Origin of the sequence: Streptomyces sp. NBC_00224 (genome assembly GCF_041435195.1) — a bacterium.
Taxonomy (GTDB): Bacteria; Actinomycetota; Actinomycetes; order Streptomycetales; family Streptomycetaceae; genus Streptomyces.
On sequence record NZ_CP108106.1, the window covers coordinates 5,053,448 to 5,067,555 of the forward strand.

General features: G+C 71.2%; 14 protein-coding genes. 4 read left to right on the forward strand and 10 right to left on the reverse strand.

Features of this window, described 5'->3' with window-relative positions; translation table 11 throughout:
- Positions 1-16 precede the first annotated feature (16 nt).
- Together OG965_RS22560 and OG965_RS22565 are read right to left on the reverse strand one after the other, a co-directional pair.
- Positions 17-1,615: an FAD-binding oxidoreductase gene (locus OG965_RS22560; RefSeq protein ID WP_371653884.1), complete on the reverse strand. Its 1,599-nt coding sequence runs from the start codon at positions 1,613-1,615 to the stop codon at positions 17-19.
- Between the two features lie 84 nt (positions 1,616-1,699).
- On the reverse strand, positions 1,700-1,855 hold the full coding sequence (locus OG965_RS22565; RefSeq protein WP_371653885.1) for a hypothetical protein: 156 nt from the start codon (positions 1,853-1,855) through the stop codon (positions 1,700-1,702).
- Positions 1,856-1,966: 111 nt separating this feature from the next.
- Between OG965_RS22565 and OG965_RS22570 the strand changes: the two genes are divergently transcribed.
- Together OG965_RS22570 and OG965_RS22575 are read left to right on the forward strand one after the other, a co-directional pair.
- Entirely contained in the window at positions 1,967-2,833 is an 867-nt protein-coding gene (locus tag OG965_RS22570; protein WP_371657025.1) for a hypothetical protein, read from the forward strand.
- A 135-nt stretch (positions 2,834-2,968) separates the two neighbouring features.
- Complete coding sequence (locus OG965_RS22575; protein ID WP_371653886.1) at positions 2,969-3,142, forward strand: hypothetical protein; 174 nt, start codon at positions 2,969-2,971, stop codon at positions 3,140-3,142.
- 297 nt (positions 3,143-3,439) lie between these two features.
- On the opposite strand, the gene OG965_RS22580 is transcribed toward OG965_RS22575, so the two are convergent.
- Entirely contained in the window at positions 3,440-3,778 is a 339-nt protein-coding gene (locus OG965_RS22580; protein ID WP_067155185.1) for a metal-sensitive transcriptional regulator, read from the reverse strand.
- Positions 3,779-3,984: 206 nt separating this feature from the next.
- Between OG965_RS22580 and OG965_RS22585 the strand changes: the two genes are divergently transcribed.
- Positions 3,985-4,605 carry a DUF47 domain-containing protein gene (locus OG965_RS22585; RefSeq protein WP_067155188.1) on the forward strand — a complete coding sequence of 207 codons (621 nt, stop codon included), beginning with the start codon at positions 3,985-3,987 and terminating at the stop codon, positions 4,603-4,605.
- Positions 4,606-4,610: 5 nt separating this feature from the next.
- On the forward strand, positions 4,611-5,609 hold the full coding sequence (locus OG965_RS22590; protein ID WP_371653887.1) for an anion permease: 999 nt from the start codon (positions 4,611-4,613) through the stop codon (positions 5,607-5,609).
- 279 nt (positions 5,610-5,888) lie between these two features.
- On the opposite strand, the gene pstB is transcribed toward OG965_RS22590, so the two are convergent.
- From pstB to OG965_RS22625, 7 genes are all read right to left on the reverse strand, one after another.
- A complete protein-coding gene (pstB, locus tag OG965_RS22595; RefSeq protein WP_371653888.1) occupies positions 5,889-6,665 on the reverse strand; it encodes a phosphate ABC transporter ATP-binding protein PstB in 777 nt (258 codons plus the stop codon).
- 55 nt (positions 6,666-6,720) lie between these two features.
- Positions 6,721-7,797 carry a phosphate ABC transporter permease PstA gene (gene pstA / locus OG965_RS22600; RefSeq protein ID WP_371653889.1) on the reverse strand — a complete coding sequence of 359 codons (1,077 nt, stop codon included), beginning with the start codon at positions 7,795-7,797 and terminating at the stop codon, positions 6,721-6,723.
- Complete coding sequence (gene pstC, locus OG965_RS22605; RefSeq protein WP_371653890.1) at positions 7,797-8,792, reverse strand: phosphate ABC transporter permease subunit PstC; 996 nt, start codon at positions 8,790-8,792, stop codon at positions 7,797-7,799. The genes pstA and pstC overlap by 1 nt, the downstream gene beginning before the upstream one ends.
- A gap of 144 nt (positions 8,793-8,936) precedes the next feature.
- Positions 8,937-10,076: a phosphate ABC transporter substrate-binding protein PstS gene (gene pstS, locus OG965_RS22610; RefSeq protein ID WP_371653891.1), complete on the reverse strand. Its 1,140-nt coding sequence runs from the start codon at positions 10,074-10,076 to the stop codon at positions 8,937-8,939.
- Positions 10,077-10,343: 267 nt separating this feature from the next.
- On the reverse strand, positions 10,344-10,766 hold the full coding sequence (locus OG965_RS22615; protein ID WP_371653892.1) for an NUDIX hydrolase: 423 nt from the start codon (positions 10,764-10,766) through the stop codon (positions 10,344-10,346).
- On the reverse strand, positions 10,763-11,782 hold the full coding sequence (locus OG965_RS22620; RefSeq protein ID WP_371653893.1) for a CHAD domain-containing protein: 1,020 nt from the start codon (positions 11,780-11,782) through the stop codon (positions 10,763-10,765). Before OG965_RS22620 ends, OG965_RS22615 begins: the two co-directional genes overlap by 4 nt.
- Positions 11,769-14,018, reverse strand: a complete 2,250-nt coding sequence (locus tag OG965_RS22625) for an RNA degradosome polyphosphate kinase (RefSeq protein WP_371653894.1) — start codon at positions 14,016-14,018, stop codon at positions 11,769-11,771. The genes OG965_RS22620 and OG965_RS22625 overlap by 14 nt, the downstream gene beginning before the upstream one ends.
- Positions 14,019-14,108: the final 90 nt, after the last annotated feature.

The window sequence follows — 14,108 nt, forward strand, 5'->3', positions numbered from 1 at the left end:
TCGCCCCGCTCTCTCTTCACAGCGCTTGTGGGAAGTCGAACACGCGCGTCGGGTCGTAGCGGCGCTTGAGTTCGGCGAGCCGGGGCGCGGCGGCGCCGTAGTACGCCTTGCGCCAGTCCTTCAGTTCCGGGTCGGCGTAGTTCTGGTAGGCGGCCCCGTTGGCGTACCGGCTGAGCGCGTCATGGGTGGTATTCAGCCATGCCCGCTGGGCCGTTCCCGGGGTGCCCGGGCGCCAGGCGGCGATGTACTGCGCGAGCACCCGCGAGCGGCGGTGCACGAACGCCGTCGCCGTCGGTGACACGCGGTTCAGCGCCCCGCCGAGCGCCGTGAGCGCCACGCTGCCCGCCCCGCCGCCCTGCCCCACCGGCACACGCCCGAAGGCCTCGGTCCTGGCGAGCAGGGCCCGTACCCCGTCGGCCGGGACCGCCCGGTCGAAGAACGCGGACCGGGCGGCGTACGTCTCGCGCTGGAGGGCGCCCTGCGCGGTGCGGCCGGGGGTGGCGCCCGCGAGGTGGCACTGCGCCTCGGAGAGGGCCGCGCACCCGGCGTACGCGAGCATCGCGTCGGTGTAGCCGTGGCGGTGCAGCGAGACGGATGCGGCGGGGGCGCCGACGCGGTCGGCGAGGCGGTCCACGGCGTTCTGGAGGTCGCCGTAGGAGCCCAGCGAGAACGCGGAGACGCCGACCGTGGGGGCCGCCCCCGCCCCCGCGCCGCCCGCGGCCGCCGCGAGATGGGCGGCGGACCAGATCTCGTCGGGCTGGTCGGGGCCCCACTCCTGCCAGGCCTCGATCACCGCCCGCGCCCTCGCCCAGGGCCAGGTCAGATACGCGGTGACGGCCCGCGGGGCGTCGTGCGTACGGAAGCTGAGCTCGGTGACCACGCCGAAGCTGCCGTTGCCCGCGCCGCGCAGGGCCCAGAAGAGGTCGCTCTCGCGGTCGGCGTCGGCGGTGAGCCGCTTGCCGTCGGCGGTGATCAGGGTCGCGGAGGTGAGGCTGTCGCAGGTCGCCCCGTACGCGCGCGTGGCGACTCCGTGGCCGCCGCCGAGGGTGAGCCCGGTGATGCCGACGGTGGGGCAGGAACCGCCGGGGATCGTACGGCCGGTCCTGCCCAGGGCGAGGTAGACGTCGAGCAGCCGGGCGCCCGCGCCGACCGTGGCGGTGGCGCCGTCGGCGCGGACGCGGTTCAGCTTCGACACGTCGAGGACGAGGCGGCCGGTGCCGGAGGACCACCCGGCGTACGAGTGGCCGCCGTTGCGCAGGGCGACGGGAGTGCGGTGGGCGCGGGCGAACGCCAGGCACTCCCGCACGTCGGAGTCGTTCGCCACGTACGCGACGGCCGCCGGCTCCAGGCTGTCGAAGCGGGTGTTGTAGAGCTGGCGGGCGGTCGGGTACGCGGCGTCGCCGGGCCGGACGAGGGACCCGGCGAGCGAGCGCGCGAGGGCGGTCCAGGCGGCCGGGGAGGTGCCGGCGGAGGGGCGCCCGGTGCCGCCGGTGGCCGTGGGCGGCCCGGACTTCGAGGGCTGCTCGCGGGGGGCGCCGGAGGTGCAGGCGGACGCCGTGGCGGCGGCGAGGGCGGCGCCCGCGGCCCCCGCGGCGAGGAGGGAACGCCGGTCCATGCGGGGAGGTCTTCCCGGACGGTCGGGTTCCGAACCGTCCCGTTCGAACCGTCCCCGTTCTTCGAACGGGAAGGGACTTGAGTCCTAGTCCGCCGACTCGTGCTGCTCCGCGTCCGTTCTGGCCCTGTCGCGGGAGCGGCGGGCGGGGCCGGTCCAGCCGCAGGTGCAGCGGGCGTGGGCGAAGCTGCCGCGTTCCGTCGTGGTGGTGCGGTGCTCAGGGGATGAGGCTTGGTGGGGCACCCGGCCACGGTACCCAGGGCCGGGCGCGGGCGTGACCGGGGTGGGGACGCGGTCGTTAAGCGGGGCGGGTGGTGCGGCGGGTCGTGGACGGTGGTTGGGGGTTTGACGGCGATGACGGTGCGGCGGCAGAGGCGTGGTGGCGCGGGCTTCGCCGGCGCCGTCGTGACCGGCGTGACGGCGGCCGCGGTGACCGCCGCGGGCGTGCTCGTCGCCGGGTGCGGGGCCGGCGGCTCCTCGGGCTCCGCCGGTCCTGACGGGCGGACGGCCGAGCCGGGCCAGGTGGTGGCGCGGGCCGTCGACGCCCTGGTGGCCGCCCGCAGCTCCAAGGCCAGTACCTCCATGGAGATGGCCGTGGGCGGGACGCGCGTCACGATCCGGGGCGAGGGGGTGTACGACTTCACGCGCCGCATGGGCCAGTTGAAGGTCGTGCTGCCCAAGGACGCGGCGGGCGCGGAGGAGCACCGGCCGATCACCGAACTGCTGGCGCCCGGCGCGCTGTACATGAAGAACCGGGGCGCGGGCGTCCCCGCCGGCAAATGGGTCCGGGTCGACACGGCGACGCTGCCCGACGGCAACCTGGTCACCGGCGGGGTCACCGACCCGATGGTCGCGGCCGAACTGCTGCGCGGGGCGGGCGCGGTGAGGTTCATGGGCGAGGAGGACCTGGCGGGCGTCCGGGTCCGGCACTACCGGGGTACCGCCGACATCCCCCGCGCGGCGGGCGCGGCCGGGCCGCACGCGCGCGGATCGCTGGCGGCGGCGGCGAAAGGGTTCGGCAGGTCGAAGGGCGCGGTGCCGTTCGACGCGTACTTCGACGCGCAGGGGCTGCTGCGCAAGCTGCGCCAGCAGTTCAGCTACGTCAACGGGGGGCGTACGGTCGCGGTCGCCTCGACCACGCTGCTGTACGGGTTCGGGGTGCCCGCGGCCGTACGGCTGCCGGCGGCCCGGGACATCTACGCCGGAAAGATCGAGTCATAGGGGTTCGGGGGGCGTTCGGGAATTCAGTCATGGGCGGTGGCGGAAATGGTCCGTCCGTGCCATGCGCGGTGTGTGTCCTCCTCCCTACGCTAGGAAGCCGACGACGGCAGAAAGAGGGGTAGAGGGGTGAGGTGCGTGGCCGGGCTTCGCAGCACAACCGTCCAGGACCACGTGGCCCTCGTCGAGATCGAGCTGTGCGGTGAGTTGATGATCGCCGCGTCGGCCGCGGACGGGGAGCGGCTCAGTCCGGACCTGATCGACGAGGTACTCAAGGTCGAGCCCGAGGGGCGTGCGGGGAGCGGGGGCTGAATCCGGCCAACCGGGCGGGCGCGCGTGACCGGGCTGCCGCTTTTCGGCCAGGCGGCCGGGGCGGGTTCGCTTGCGTGCGGGAACGCGCCGTGCCGCCTGCGTCCGGGGTCAAGGCAAGTTGCGCAGCACGGCGGGACGGGTGCGCCGCTGTGCCCACCCTCCCCCAAGCTCTCGACTCCGCTTGAGCAGGGGGGACCCCCATCGCCCCTAGCGGCACGCATGCCCACAGCGGGGTGTTAGGGGGTGCGGGGAACCCCCTGCCCCTACGTGCGGGGTGAGGGGGGGGACCCCCACCCCTTACGTGCGCAGCAGGCGGGCGATTGCCTTTGTTGCCTCTTCTACCTTCGCGTCGATCTCCCCGCCCCCCTTCACCGCCGCGTCCGCCACGCAGTGGCGCAGGTGTTCCTCCAGGAGCTGGAGGGCGAAGGACTGGAGGGCCTTGGTGGACGCGGAGACCTGGGTGAGTATGTCGATGCAGTAGACGTCCTCGTCCACCAGGCGCTGGAGCCCGCGGATCTGGCCCTCGATGCGGCGCAGCCGCTTGAGGTGCTCGTCCTTCTGCTTGTGGTAGCCGTGCACCGTGTGCGGCTGGTCCGTGAGGACGGTGTCCGGCTCGGCGGGCTCGGTGGTCGTCATCGCGTCCTCCCGTTGTGCGAAGAGGGGGTGGATACCCCTCATGGGTATAGGGTAACGAACCCTGCGAAAGCGGGCCCGGAAACGGGCCGGGGGCCCGTGCTGATCACTGTGCCTGATGGGCGACACTGAAGTACGCCGGTTAGCCGTGGCCGGATGATGCGCCTAGCATCAGCCTGACCGAATCCAAAGCACCCCGAGGACCCCACGTGCGCTTTCGTCTGACCCCCAGGGAGACGAGCTTCTACGACATGTTCTCCGCATCCGCGGACAACATCGTCACGGGCTCGAAGCTCCTCATGGAACTGCTCGGAGCGGACTCCGCGTCCCGGGCCGAGATCGCGGAGCGCATGCGGGCAGCGGAGCACGCGGGGGACGATGCCACCCACGCGATCTTCCACCAGCTGAACTCCTCCTTCATCACGCCGTTCGACCGCGAGGACATCTACAACCTCGCCTCGTGCCTCGACGACATCATGGACTTCATGGAGGAGGCCGTCGACCTCGTCGTCCTCTACAACGTCGAGGAACTGCCGAAGGGCGTCGAGCAGCAGATCGAGGTGCTGGCCCGGGCGGCCGAGCTGACCGCCGAGGCCATGCCGAACCTGCGGACGATGTCCAACCTCACCGAGTACTGGATCGAGGTCAACCGTCTGGAGAACCAGGCCGACCAGATCCACCGCAAGCTGCTCGCCCATCTCTTCAACGGCAAGTACGACGCCATTGAGGTGCTCAAGCTCAAGCAGATCGTGGACGTACTCGAAGAGGCCGCCGACGCCTTCGAGCACGTGGCGAACACGGTGGAGACCATCGCCGTCAAGGAGTCCTGAGCTTCGTGGACACCTTTGCACTGGTCGTGACCATCGCGGTCGCGCTCGGATTCACGTACACGAACGGGTTCCACGACTCGGCGAACGCCATCGCGACCTCCGTCTCGACGCGGGCGCTGACTCCGCGTGCGGCGCTGGCGATGGCCGCCGTCATGAACCTGGCCGGTGCCTTCCTCGGCAGTGGCGTCGCCAAGACCGTCAGTGAAGGCCTGATCGCCACCCCCGAGGGCAACAAGGGGATGGGGATCCTGTTCGCCGCGCTGGTCGGGGCGATCATCTGGAACCTGGTGACCTGGTACTTCGGGCTGCCGTCCTCGTCCTCGCACGCCCTGTTCGGCGGCATGGTCGGCGCGGCGCTCGCGGGTGGCACGACGGTCCACTGGAACGGCGTGCTCGACAAGGTCGTCATCCCGATGTTCATCTCGCCGGTGGTCGGCCTCGTCGTCGGCTATCTGGTGATGTGCGCGATCCTGTGGATGTTCCGCAAGGCCAACCCGCACAAGGCGAAGCGCGGCTTCCGTATCGCCCAGACCGTGTCGGCGGCCGGCATGGCGCTCGGCCACGGCCTCCAGGACGCGCAGAAGACGATGGGCATCGTGGTGATGGCCCTGGTCATCGCCGATGTGCAGTCCGCGGGCGACGAGATTCCGATCTGGGTGAAGATCGCGTGCGCGGCGATGCTGTCGCTCGGTACGTACGCGGGTGGGTGGCGCATCATGCGTACGCTCGGGCGCAAGATCATCGAGCTGGATCCGCCGCAGGGGTTCGCGGCGGAGACGACCGGGGCGTCGATCATGTTCGGGTCGGCGTTCCTGTTCCACGCGCCGATCTCCACGACGCATGTGATCACTTCGGCGATCATGGGTGTGGGGGCGACCAAGCGGGTCAACGCGGTGCGGTGGGGTGTCGCGAAGAACATCATCTTGGGGTGGTTCATCACGATGCCGGCGGCTGCGCTCGTCGCGGCGGGCAGCTATTTCGTGGTGCGGATCTTCTTCGGCTGAGCCGTTCTGTGGGGGTTTGGGGCTTTGGCCCCGGGCCCCCTTTTTTTGTCTGCGGGCCGGTGGGGGCTGGTCGCGCAGTTCCCCGCGCCCCTAGGCAGACCGGGCGACCCCATGTGGAAGCGCGGCCCAGGCCCTCCGCGCCCAACGGCGCCCCGGCACGTAACTCGCGCGCCCCAACGGCGTCCCCGGCACGTAAAACGGGCCCGCCCCCTGACACCAGGGGGCGGGCCCTTCGTCTTGCGGTGGCACCGCCATGCAGCACCGCAGACGGCTGGGGGTCTATCCGAAGCGGCCCGAGATGTAGTCCTCGGTCGCCTGGACGGACGGGTTGGAGAAGATCCGCGCGGTCTCGTCGATCTCGACGAGTCGGCCGGGCTGGCCGACGGCCGCCAGGTTGAAGAAGGCCGTACGGTCCGAGACGCGCGCCGCCTGCTGCATGTTGTGCGTCACGATGACGATCGTGAAGCGCTCCTTCAGCTCGCCGATCAGGTCCTCGATGGCGAGGGTGGAGATCGGGTCGAGCGCGGAGCACGGCTCGTCCATCAGGAGGACGTCCGGCTCGACCGCGATCGCGCGGGCTATGCACAGACGCTGCTGCTGGCCGCCGGACAGGCCCGAGCCGGGCTTGTTGAGGCGGTCCTTGACCTCGTTCCAAAGGTTCGCGCCCTTGAGGGACTTCTCGACGACGTCCGCCAGCTGGTTCTTCTTGTACGAGCCGTTCAGCCGCAGCCCGGCCGCCACGTTGTCGAAGATCGACATGGTGGGGAACGGGTTCGGGCGCTGGAAGACCATGCCCACCGTACGGCGCACGGCGACCGGGTCGACGTCCTTGCCGTACAGGTTCTCGTCGTCCAGGAGCACCTTGCCCTCGACGCGGCCACCGGGGGTGACCTCGTGCATCCGGTTCAGGGTGCGCAGGAACGTGGACTTGCCGCAGCCGGACGGGCCGATGAAGGCGGTCACGGAGCGGGGCTCCACGGTCATCGAGATGTCCTCGATCGCCTTGTGGGAGCCGTAGTACGCGGTCAGGCCGCTGACGTCGATTCGCTTGGCCATGGGGATCACTGCTTCTTTCGAGCGTGCGAGAGAAAGGGTCGCTGAGATGGCCGCGTCAGCGACCGGTCTTGGGGGCCTTCCAGCGGGCGATGCCGCGGGCCACCAGATTGAGGATCATGACGAAGGCGATCAGCACCAGGGCCGCGGCCCAGCCGCGGTCGTACGACGCGTCGCTGCCGACCCGGTACTGCTCCCAGATGTAGAAGGGGAGCGAGGACTGGGCGCCGTCGAAGGGGTTGGTGTTGATCAGCTGGCTGCCGAAGACGAGCAGCATGATCGGGGCGGTCTCACCGGCGATACGGGCGATGGCGAGCATGACGCCCGTGGTGATGCCGCCGATCGCGGTCGGCAGGACCACCTTCAGGATCGTGCGCCACTTCGGCACGCCGAGGGCGAGGGAGGCCTCGCGCAGCTCGTTGGGGACGAGCTTGAGCATCTCCTCGGTGGAGCGGACCACGACCGGCATCATCAGGATCGACAGCGCCAGCGAGCCCATGAAGCCGGACGGCTTGAGCTCGAACATCAGCATCAGGGTCAGGATGAACAGGCCCGCGACGATCGACGGGATGCCCGTCATGACGTCGACGAAGAAGGTCACGGCCTTGGCGAGCGCGCCCTTGCCGTACTCCACCAGGTAGACCGCGGTCAGCAGGCCGAGCGGGGCGGAGATCAGGGTGGCGATGCCGACCTGCTCCAGGGTGCCGATCAGCGCGTGGTAGACGCCGCCGCCGGGCTCGAAGCCGGTGACCCCGTTCATCGAGTGCGAGAGGAAGTCCCCGTTCAGGGCCTTGCTGCCGCGCTTGATCGTCGTCCACAGCAGGGAGATGAGCGGGACCAGGGCGAGGATGAAGCACACCCAGACGAGGCTGGTGGCGACGCGGTCCTTGGCCTGGCGCTTGTTCTCGACGACCGAGGTGGCCACGTACGAGATGAGGACGAACAGGATCGCGGACAGCAGGCCCCACTGGACCTTGCTGTGGAGGTCCGCGACGAGGCCGATGCCGCAGCCGAGCGCGAGGCCGGCGGCGCCGAAGGCGGCCCCGGCCCAGCGGGGCAGGCCCCGGCGGCTCAGGCTGCCCTTGCGCGGCGCGGACGGGGCGGGGCGGGTGTCCTGGACTGTTGCGTTCGACATCAGGCGTTCGCCCCCGAGTACTCCTTGCGGCGCGCGATGATCAGGCGGGCCGCGCCGTTGACCAGCAGGGTGAGGACGAAGAGCACCAGGCCGGAGGCGATCAGGGCGTCCCGGCCGAGCTGGTTGGCCTCGTCGAACTTCGCCGCGATGTTCTGGGCGAAGGTGCCGCCACCCGGGTTGAGGAGGTGGAGGGAGATCAGATAGCTGGGGGAGAGGACCGTGGCGACGGCCATCGTCTCGCCGAGCGCGCGCCCGAGGCCGAGCATCGAGGCGGAGATGATGCCGGAGCGGCCGAAGGGCAGCACCGACAGCCGGATGACCTCCCAGCGGGTGGCGCCCAGCGCCAGCGCGGCTTCCTCGTTCATCCGCGGGACCTGGAGGAAGACTTCGCGGCTCACGCTGGTCACGATCGGCAGGATCATGATCGCGAGCAGGATGCCGACGGTGAAGAGCGAGCGGGCGACGCCGACCTCGGTCTTCTCGAAGACGTACGTCCAGCCCAGGTACTCGTCGAGCCAGGAGTTCAGGCCTTCGAGGTAGGGCACGAGGACGAGGGCGCCCCAGATGCCGTAGATGATCGACGGGACCGCGGCGAGCAGGTCGACGACGTAGGCGAGGGGTGCGGCCAGCTTGCGCGGCGCGTAGTGCGAGATGAACAGCGCGATGCCGACAGCGATCGGAACCGCGATGACCATCGCGATGATCGAGCTGACGACCGTGCCGAAGAGCAGGACGGCGATGCCGAAGACCGGCTTCTGCGCGGCGGGGTCCCAGTCGAAGGTGGTGAGGAAGTTGCCCTCGTCCTTCGAGATGGCCATGCCGGCGCGGACGCTCAGGAAGACGGCGATCGACGCCATCAGGACGAGCAGGAGGATGCCGGATCCCCGGGAGAGGCCGAGGAAGACCTTGTCGCCCGCGCGGCCGGTGGACTTACGGCGCAGGGCGGGTTCCGGAGCCGCCGGTGGCGGCGGGGGGTTCGTGGTTATGGAAGCCATTGATCTTTCCGGTCTGTGGGCGGGGACGGCAGGTGTCCCCTGGCGGCGGTGCACCGGATGGTGGGGGCGGGGGCCGGATCGGGACCCCCGCCCCGGAGGCCTCCGGACGACCGGTTCAGCGGTCGTCCGTCGGCCCGACAGGTGTTACTGGAGACCGGCGACGGTCTCGCGGACCTTGGCGTTGATCTCGGCCGGGATCGGCGCGTAGCCGGCGTCCGACAGGATCTTCTGGCCCTCGTCACCGGCGGTGTAGGTCAGGAAGGACTTGACCGTGCCGAGGGTGTCGGCCTTGTTGCCCTTGTCGCAGGCGATCTCGTACGTGACGAGGACGAGCGGGTAGGCGCCGTCGGCCTTGGTGGTGTAGTCCAGGCCCAGGGCCAGGTCCTTGCCGGTGCCCTTGATCTTGGCGGCGGCGATCGCCTTGGAGGCGTTCTCCGGGGTGGCCTTGACCGGGGCGGCGGCGCCCGTGTTGAGGTCCACGGTCTTGATGGACTGCGCGGTGGCGTACGAGAGCTCGAAGTAGCCGATCGCGCCGTCCGTCTGCTTGACCTGCGCGGCGACGTCGGAGGAGCCGGCGGCGGCCTGGCCACCCGGGGCCGGCCACTTCTTCTCGGCCGGGTACGGCCAGTCGGCCTTGGCGGTGGCGCCGAGGTACTTGCCGAGGTTCTGGGTGGTGCCGGAGTCCTGCGAGCGGTGGAAGGCCTGGATCGCCTTGTCCGGGAGCTTGGCGGACGGGTTCAGCTTGGCGATCGCCTCGTCGTTCCAGTTCTTGATCTTGCTGTTGAAGATCTTGGCGACGGTCGGGGCGTCCAGGACCAGGCTGTCGACACCCTCAAGGTGGAAGCCGACCGCGATCGGGCCGCCGACCATCGGGAGGTTGATGCCCTGGCCGCCGGTGCAGACCTTCTTGGAGTTGGCGACCTCCTCCGGCTTCAGCGCGGAGTCGGAGCCGGCGAAGCCGACCTGGGACTGGTTGAAGGCGATGATGCCCTCGCCGGACGAGGAGCCCTTGTAGTTGATCTCCACACCCTTGCAGGCCGCCATGTAGTTCTTGACCCACAGGTCCATGGCGTTCTTCTGCGCGGAGGAGCCGGAGGCCAGCAGCTGGCCCTTGGCGCCGTCGCACTTGATGTTCGACGCGGCGCTCGTCTTGCCGGTGCCGCCGGTGGAGCCGGAACTCTTGTCGTTGTCGTCGCTGCCGCACGCCGTGAGGGCCAGGGCGCTGGACACGGCGATGACGCCGAGAGCGGTGGCGCGGAGCCGGTTCTTGCGCTGAAGCTTCACTTTCGGGTGTTCCTTCCAGAAGCCGCCGGTGTCCGTTCGTTGTACGGCGGCGTGCGAAGAGATGTCCGGTCGGGCGGGTCACCCCGCACCGTGTAAGGCCGAAATTAGGCAGAACAGGTGAAGCCGCCGACGGAGGAGAGTGAACGGAAGGTGAACCGTGTCGGACAGTGCGGTGCCGACCGTTACCGGTTCGTGTTCAGCGGGCCGCGCGGGTGAACGGCACGCCGCCGGAGGGCGTCCCCGGGGTGGCGCGGGCCCGCCTTCCCCTCAGGCCCCGTGCAGTACGTCCAGCAGGGCGTCGAGCAGCTGCCGGTCGCGGGGCTGGGTGAGCCGGTGGCGGGCGGCCGGCGGGGCCAGCCACAGCACCCGGTCGACCTCGTCGCCGGGTACGAAACGCCCCTCGGCGGCCTCGGCGGCCCAGTAGTCGACCACCTTGGGGCGGCCCTGCGCGTCGACGTAGTACGCGGTGGGCAGCCGGGCACCTGGCACACAGGCGTGTCCAGTCTCCTCCCGGACCTCCCGGACCGCCCCCGCGAGCGGCTCCTCGTCCGGCTTGAGCTTGCCCTTCGGGTGCGACCAGTCGTCGTACTTCGGCCGATGGACCAGGCAGATCTCCAGGCCGCGGTCGCCCCAGGTGGAGCGCCGCCACAGGACGCAGCCCGCCGCCGGTACCCGCCCCTCCCGGTTCACGGCGCGGTCATCGTCGGCGCGGTCACCTGCACGGTCACCGCCGCCATCGGCTGCCAGATCCGCTGGAAGGCGAACCGGGCCGCCTCCACCTCGTGGCGCTGATCGGCGTGGAGCACCCCGAGGGCGTACGCCGTCGCCGGGGCGATCCTCGGGGTGCGGGCGGCGGCCGCGGCGGCGGCGGCCGCCTCCGAGGCGTCCCGGTGCCGGTCGAGCGCCCGCCCGGCCCGCAGCAGCCGGTCGTCGTCCTCGTGCGGCAGACCGGTGCGCAGCACCTCCTGGGCGTACCGGTGCAGCCGCAGCAGCAGCCGCACCTGGTGCCAGGGGGCGTCCTGCGCCTCGCCGGGCTGGGCCAGGGCCTCCGCGTTGTACGGATGGGCCGCGCGGGCCAGCGGCAGCGCGGCCACCGCCTGGGCGAGCCGCTGCTCGGCGAGTTGGGCGGACGGCGGCAGCACCTCCACCGCGTACGCGGCCGCCGAGCTGGACAGCGGCACCTCACTGGCGAGCAGAGCCACCGCGTCGGCCACCGCGTGGAACCGGGAGGAGCCCAGCGCCTGCAGGGCCGCCGAGTGCGCCCGGGTGCGGGCCAGCGTCAGCTGGCGGTCGAGGAGCGCGCCCGCCCGTGCCGCGCCCACCGCCAGCGCCCCGGCCGCCGACTCACCGCGCGGCGCGGGCACCTGTGGGCTGCCGGAGAGCCGCTGGAGGCCGTCGAGCAGCCGGGCGAGCCGGGCCGCGCAGGAGTGCTCCCCGGCCAACGTGGCCGAGAGCCAGGCCAGTTCCGTACGCAGCGGTTCGGCCCAGGACGGGTCGAGCAGCGGGCGGAAGGTGTGCAGCGTGCCGCTGATGCGGCGGGCGGCGCGCCGCAGCGCCCGCGCGGCCTCCTCGGTGGCGTCGTTGTCGGGCCCCGCCTCGCGGTGGAGGCGGAGGCTGCGCAGGAATTCCCCCGCCTGCGCGTGGAGATACGGGGACAGGACGTCCCCCGCGGTCTCCGGTCCCGGGGTTTTCTCATGGCGTAGCACGCCGGCGCCTCCGGGCGTCTATCAGCATCTCCTGTACGTGGCGCAGCGGCTGTCCGTCGGCGTCGGAGGCGTGCCGGGTCCACTCCCCGTCCGGGCCCAGGTGCCAGGAGGAGGTGGTGTCCGACATGCCGGTCTCCAGGAGCCGGGTGATAGCCGCGCGGTGGGCCGGGTCGATGACCCGGACCAGCGCCTCGATGCGGCGGTCGAGGTTGCGGTGCATCATGTCGGCGCTGCCCAGCCAGACCTCGGGCTCGCCGCCGTTGCCGAACGAGAAGACCCGGGAGTGCTCCAGGAAGCGCCCGAGTATCGACCGCACCCGGATGTTCTCCGAGAGCCCGGTGACTCCGGGGCGCGCCGCGCAGATGCCGCGCACCCAGATGTCGACCGGCACCCCCGCCTGCGAGGCCCGGTAGCAGGCGTCGATCACGGCCTCGTCGACCATCGAGTTGACCTTGATGCGTACGTAGGCGGGGCGCCCGGCGCGGTGGTGGGCCGTCTCCTTGTTGATGCGCGAGACCAGGCCGTCCCGCAGGGACTTGGGCGCGACGAGGAGGCGGCGGTAGGTCTCGCGGCGCGAGTAGCCGGACAGCCGGTTGAAGAGGTCCGAGAGGTCGGCGCCGACCTGCGGGTCGGCGGTGAGCAGCCCCAGGTCCTCGTACAGCCGGGCCGTCTTGGGGTGGTAGTTGCCGGTGCCGACGTGCGAGTAGCGGCGCAGCGTCTCGCCCTCCTGGCGCACCACGAGCGACAGCTTGCAGTGCGTCTTCAGGCCGACCAGGCCGTACACCACGTGGCAGCCCGACTCCTCCAGCTTGCGGGCCCACTTGATGTTCGCCTGCTCGTCGAAGCGCGCCTTGATCTCGACCAGGACGAGGACCTGCTTGCCGGACTCGGCGGCGTCGATGAGCGCGTCCACGATCGGCGAGTCGCCCGACGTCCGGTACAGCGTCTGCTTGATGGCGAGCACGTCCGGGTCGCCGGCCGCCTGCTCCAGGAACGCCTGGACCGAGGTGGAGAACGAGTCGTAGGGGTGGTGCAGCAGCACGTCCCGCTCGCGCAGCGCGGCGAAGATGTCCGGCGCCGACGCCGACTCGACCTCCGCGAGGTCGCGATGGGTTCCGGCCACGAACTTGGGGAACTTCAGCTCCGGCCGGTCCAGGGCCGCGATGCCGAAGAGGCCGGTGAGGTCGAGCGGGCCGGGCAGCGGATACACCTCGGCGTCGCTGATCTTCAGCTCGCGCACCAGCAGGTCCAGGACGTACGGGTCGATCGACTCCTCGACCTCCAGGCGCACCGGCGGCCCGAAGCGGCGCCGCATGAGCTCCTTCTCCAGCGCCTGGAGGAGGTTCTCGGCGTCGTCCTCCTCCACCTCCAGGTCCTCGTTCCGGGTCACCCGGAACATGTGGTGGGCCAGCACCTCCATGCCAGGGAAGAGCTCTTCGAGGTGCGCCGCGATGACGTCCTCCAGCGGCACGTACCGCTGCGGCGAGGCCTCCAGGAACCGCGAGAGCAGCGGCGGCACCTTGACCCGGGCGAAGTGGCGATGGCCGCTGACCGGATTGCGCACGACCACGGCGAGGTTGAGCGAGAGCCCCGAGATGTACGGGAAGGGGTGCGCGGGGTCCACGGCCAGCGGGGTCAGCACCGGGAAGATCTGCTGGCGGAAGAGCGTGAAGAGCCGCGCCTGCTCCTTCTCGGTCAGATCGGGCCAGCGGATCAGATGGATCGACTCGTCGGCCAGCGCCGGGGCCACGTCCTGCTGGTAGCAGGCGGCGTGCCGGGCCATGAGCTCGCGCGAGCGGGTCCAGATCAGGTCCAGGACCTCGCGGGGCTGGAGCCCGGAGGCGGAGCGAGTGGCGACGCCGGTGGCGATGCGGCGCTTCAGGCCGGCCACCCGGACCATGAAGAACTCGTCCAGGTTGGAGGCGAAGATCGCCAGGTAGTTAGCCCGTTCGAGGAGGGGGGTGGCCGGGTCCTCGGCGAGCTCCAGGACGCGCTCGTTGAACGCGAGCCAGCTGCGCTCGCGGTCCAGGAAGCGCCCGGAGGGCAGCTCGTCCTCCCCGGGTGCGTCCTCGCGGTCGCGCTCGTACCCTTCGTACCCGTCCAGATCCGCGTCGATGTCCGGCTCCAGGTCGGAGACGGCGGCCGCGAGGGTGTGCGGCCGGTGCGCGGCTATGGAACCGACCGACGGCTGGGAGGCGGGCTGGAGGTGGACCTCGGCGCTGGGCTGCTGGCTCATGAACCCATTCTTCCGCGCCGGGCCGCTGTCAGGCGCGTCGGAGAGCCAGTCGGAGCGGGCAGGCGCGAGCGCCTTGGGGCGGGCGGCGGT